The organism is Actinomadura sp. WAC 06369 (assembly GCF_003947565.1).
GTDB lineage: Bacteria > Actinomycetota > Actinomycetes > Streptosporangiales > Streptosporangiaceae > Spirillospora > Spirillospora rifamycini.
Genome location: NZ_QHJN01000315.1, coordinates 1 through 4260, shown reverse-complemented (window position 1 = coordinate 4260; position 4260 = coordinate 1). Strand labels below are relative to the sequence as shown.

At 75.4% G+C, this 4260-nt stretch carries 4 protein-coding genes and 1 pseudogene; 1 reads left to right on the top strand and 4 read right to left on the bottom strand.

Features of this window, described 5'->3' with window-relative positions; all coding sequences use genetic code 11:
* The 4 genes from DMH08_RS38820 to DMH08_RS38805 all read right to left on the bottom strand — a co-directional run.
* A partial coding sequence (locus DMH08_RS38820; RefSeq protein WP_125621237.1) for a class I SAM-dependent methyltransferase occupies positions 1–624 on the bottom strand: 624 nt, incomplete at its 3' end.
* 74 nt (positions 625–698) lie between these two features.
* The gene (locus tag DMH08_RS38815) at positions 699–1646 is read right to left on the bottom strand and encodes a VWA domain-containing protein (protein WP_026401722.1); all 948 of its coding nucleotides are present in this window, start codon (positions 1644–1646) and stop codon (positions 699–701) included.
* Positions 1643–2746 carry a DUF58 domain-containing protein gene (locus DMH08_RS38810; RefSeq protein WP_125621235.1) on the bottom strand — a complete coding sequence of 368 codons (1104 nt, stop codon included), beginning with the start codon at positions 2744–2746 and terminating at the stop codon, positions 1643–1645. The genes DMH08_RS38815 and DMH08_RS38810 overlap by 4 nt, the downstream gene beginning before the upstream one ends.
* Positions 2743–3759 carry an AAA family ATPase gene (locus DMH08_RS38805; RefSeq protein WP_026401724.1) on the bottom strand — a complete coding sequence of 339 codons (1017 nt, stop codon included), beginning with the start codon at positions 3757–3759 and terminating at the stop codon, positions 2743–2745. The genes DMH08_RS38810 and DMH08_RS38805 overlap by 4 nt, the downstream gene beginning before the upstream one ends.
* Positions 3760–3994: 235 nt before the next feature.
* Here DMH08_RS38805 and DMH08_RS38800 point away from each other — a divergent pair.
* Positions 3995–4260, top strand: a pseudogene (locus DMH08_RS38800) (hypothetical protein); the annotation flags it as partial.

Below are 4260 nucleotides of genomic sequence, written 5' to 3'. Positions count from 1 at the left end.
GGTGGTGCAGAAGCACCTGGGGTCGGTTCGCGGGGCGGTGACGCGCAGGACGCGGTAGGAGGAGCGGGACGCGACGCGCTCGGTGGGCAGGCCCCGGCCGTCCAGCCAGCGGTGCAGCGAGTCCGACCCCAGGTGCTTCTGCACCACCAGGTGGGCGTGCGCGCCGGGCCGCAGGCGCGGCAGCCACGCCAGCAGCAGCTCATGCAGGGCGGCCTTGCCGATGCGGATCGGCGGGTTGGACCAGATCGCGGCGAACCGCAGTGCGGGGTCCAGTTCGTCGGCGGGCGCGAACCGGGCGTTGGGCAGCGCGGCGGACGCGGCGTTGGCCTCGGCGAGCGCGAGGGCGCGCCGGTTGACGTCCACGCCCCACACGCGGGCGGCGGGCGCGCGGGCCGCCATCGTCAGCGCGATCGGGCCGTAGCCGCAGCCGAGGTCGAGCAGGTCGCCGTCGGGCGGGGGCGGCGGGACGGTCTCCAGCAGGACCCGGGTGCCGGGGTCGACGCGGTCGGGCGAGAACATCCCGCCGTCGGTCTCCAGCCGCAGGTGCAGGTCCGGCAGGACCAGGTCGACGGCGCGGCGCCGGCTCGCGGCGCCGGGCCGCTCGGCGAAATAGTGCTCCCCCACGTCGGCCGACCGTACCAGTGCGCGGGGCGCTCCGCGCACCGCCCGCCGCACCGCCCGCCGCGGCGGGCGGGCGGTCAGGGGAGGCGGGAGAACCAGGCCAGGGACGCGCCGCCCGCCGCGAGCGCGAACAGCAGCGCGATGCCGACGTAGCGGGCGGACACGTCGCGGTGCTCGGTGGTGTAGCCCAGCGAGGTGCCGATGTCGGAGTACACCTCGTTCAGCTGGCCGGCGTCGGCGGCTTCGTAGGCGTGCCCCTCGGTGTTGTCGGCCAGGAACCGCAGCGTCTCCTTGTTCACCGACACGCTGGTCGTCTCGCCCTCGATGGTGACGGTGCCGTAGGGGGTGCCGAACGCGATGGTGGACACCGGGACGTCCCCGCCGCGGCTGGCGGTGACGGCTTCCTGCACGGACCGGCCGGTGGTGTTGTCGCCGTCCGACAGCAGCACGATGTGCGCGGGCGGCGGGTCCTGGCGGGCCTGCGCGTCGAACGACCGCACGGCCTGCAGGGAGGTGAACACCGCCTCGCCGATCGCGGTCCGCTTGGCCAGCACGAGCTGGTCGATGGACGCGATCGCCGCGGCGCGGTCGTCCGACGGCGCCGCGACGAGGTTGGCGTTCCCGGCGAACGCGACGACCCCGACGTTGAACCGGGCCGGCAGGTCCCGGATGAACTGCTTGGCGGCGGATTTGGCCGCGTCGAAGCGGCTCGGCGCCACGTCCCGCGCCATCATCGACAGCGACACGTCCACCGCCACCATGATCGTGGCGCGGTCGCGGGGGACGCGGACGTCGTCGGCGGGCCGCGCGAACCCCACCATCATCAGCAGGATCATCACCAGGAACAGGCCGGCTGCGACGTGCCGCCGCCATCCGGGGCGGCGCGGCGCGACCTGCTGCAGCAGCGCCAGGTTGGTGAACCGGACCGCGTAGCGGCGGCGGCGCCACTGCAGCGCCACGTACAGGCCCGCCAGGATGGGGACGAGGGCCAGCAGCCAGAGGCGTTCGGGCGACAGGAACGTCATGGGCGCACTCCCGCGGTGGTGACGGGCCGGCCGGCGGCGCGGCGCTGGCGGAGGGCGAACCGGGCGACGTCGGCGATCCAGTCGCGGTCGGTGCGCAGGACCAGGTGGTGGGCGCCGCAGCGGCGCAGCGCGGCGCGGGTGCGGTCGCGCTGCTCGGCGGCCGCCTGCGCGTACCGTTCGCGGACCCGGCGGTTCAGGACGATCTCGTGGACGGCGCCGGTCTCGGGGTCGGTCATCTCGACGAGTCCCACGTCGGGCAGTTCGAGTTCGCGGGGGTCGATGATCTCGACGGCCAGGACCTGGTGGCGGGCGGCGAGGCGGCGCAGCGGCCGCTCCCACGGCGGCCGCGGCTCGGCGGCGGTCCCGTCCGGTGGGGGGCCGTCGTCGCCGGGGGAGGGCAGGAAGTCGGAGATGACGACGCGGAGGCCGCGGCGGGACTGCCCCCGGTCCAGTGATTCGATCGCGGACGCCAGGTCGCCGTGCGCGCCGCCCCGCAGCCCCGTCCCCCCGAACGCGCCTCCGAACGCGCTTCCGGGCGTGCGCCGGGGGGAGTCGTCGCCGTCCGCCGCGGCGGTCTCGGGGTCGTGCGGGGGAGCCTCCAGCACCGCCTGCAGCAGCGCGTAGAACGGGGCCTTGCCCGTCCGCGCGGGCCATCGCCGCAGCCCGCCTCCGTGCAGCAGGTAGGCGCCGACCCGGTCGCCGAGCCGCACCGTCATGAACCCCACCGCCGCCAGCGCCGCCACCGCCAGTTCCCGCTTCACCAGGTCCGCGGTGCCGAAGTCCATGCTGGGCGTCATGTCGACCAGCGCCCACGCCTCCAGCTCGTGGTCGGCGACCAGGTCGCGCACGTGGGGGCTGGTGGTGCGGGCCGTCACCGCCCAGTCCATGTGCCGGATGTCGTCCTCGCCCGGCTGGTACAGCCGGGCCTCCGCCAGTTCGGTGCCCGGGCCCGGCAGCAGCCCCAGATGCTCGCCGTTCAGCAGCCCGTTCAGCCGGCGCGTCACCTGCAGCTCCAGCCGCCGCAGCGTCCGCTCCGGCGCGAGCCGCGCGGACCCGCCCCGCTCCCCGGACGGGCCGTCCCCCGGACCGGCCGTCGTCATGCGGTGGTCACCGCCGCGGCCCCGTGGTTCCACACCACCCGCGGCGGCGGCACCGCCGCGAGGATCTGCCCGATCACGTCGCCCGCCGCGACCCCGTCGGCCAGCGCGTCGAACGTCAGCACCAGCCGGTGCGACATCACGTCCCGCGCGACCGCCCGCACGTCGTCGGGCAGCACGTAGTCGCGGCCCGACAGCAGCGCCAGCGCCCGCGCGGCCGACACCAGCCCCAGCGTCGCCCGCGGGCTCGCCCCGATCTCGATCACCGGGCGCAGGTCAGGCAGCCGGTACTGCTCGGGCTCGCGCGTCGCCATCACCAGCCGCACGATGTAGTCGGCGACCAGCTCGTGCACCGACACCTCGGCGGCCGCGGCCTGCAGCGTCGCCAGCCGCCCGGTGTCCAGCACCTGCGCGGCCTCCGGCGGGTCCGTGCTCATCCGCCGCAGGATCTGCAGCTCCTCGTGCGCCCCGGGGTGCCGGACGTCCACCTTCATCAGGAACCGGTCGCGCTGCGCCTCCGGCAGCGGGTACACGCCTTCGGACTCGATCGGGTTCTGCGTCGCCAGCACGATGAACGGGCGCGGCAGCGGATACGTCGTGCCGCCCAGCGACACCTGCCGCTCCGCCATCACCTCCAGCAGCGCCGACTGCACCTTCGCCGGGGCCCGGTTGATCTCGTCGGCCAGCACGAAGTTCACGAACACCGGCCCGAGCTCCACGTCGAACTGCTCGGTCGAGGGATGGTAGATCCGGGTCCCGACGATGTCGGACGGCACCAGGTCCGGGGTGAACTGCAACCGCGCGAACGTCCCGCCGACCACCCGCGCCAGCGTCCCCACCGCGAGGGTCTTGGCGACCCCGGGCACGCCCTCGATCAGGCAGTGGCCGCGCGCCAGCAGCGCCACCACCATCCGCTCGACCATGTGCTCCTGGCCGACGATGACCTTCTTGACCTCCGCGACCGTGCTCTGCAGCAGTGCCGCGGCCTCGTCGACATCGTGGGCGGCGATGGTCATGTGGGAGTCCTCACTAGTCCGACCGGCACTGTCCTGCCAACGTCCTGCCCCGTGGGCGCCTTCCGACCCTACGCGATCACTTGTACCCGTTCGTGCGGGAACGCTGCGTGTCCCGGCCGACCTGTTCACACGCCGTCCGCCCGGGCCGCCGGCGGGGCCGCCGCGCCCCGCGGCGGGGGCGCGGCGGGGCGCCTTCCGGAGCCGATCGTAGGGCGCGGTTGTTAGTGTGGCCGCCATGTCGAGGCCGTTGCCCCCGGGCGACCCCGCGCAGCTGGGGCCCTTCCGCCTGTCGGCGCGCCTGGCGGAGACCCCCGCCGGAATCGTGTTCCTGGGCGTGGACGCCCACGGACGGCGCGCCAGCGTCGCGGTCCTCAACCGCGGCGCCGCCGGCGACGCCGCCGCCCGCGACCGGTTCCGCGCGGCGATCACCGCCGCCGCGCCCGCCCCCTGGGTCGCGACCGCCTACGACCCCGACCTGACCGGCGCCGAACGGTTCCTGGA

Excerpts from the sequence above, each read along its gene's own strand:
- DMH08_RS38815 (WP_026401722.1), bottom strand. The coding sequence starts at position 1,646 with ATGACGTTCCTGTCGCCCGAACGCCTCTGGCTGCTGGCCCTCGTCCCC.
- DMH08_RS38810 (WP_125621235.1), bottom strand. The coding sequence starts at position 2,746 with ATGACGACGGCCGGTCCGGGGGACGGCCCGTCCGGGGAGCGGGGCGGG.
- DMH08_RS38805 (WP_026401724.1), bottom strand. The coding sequence starts at position 3,759 with ATGACCATCGCCGCCCACGATGTCGACGAGGCCGCGGCACTGCTGCAG.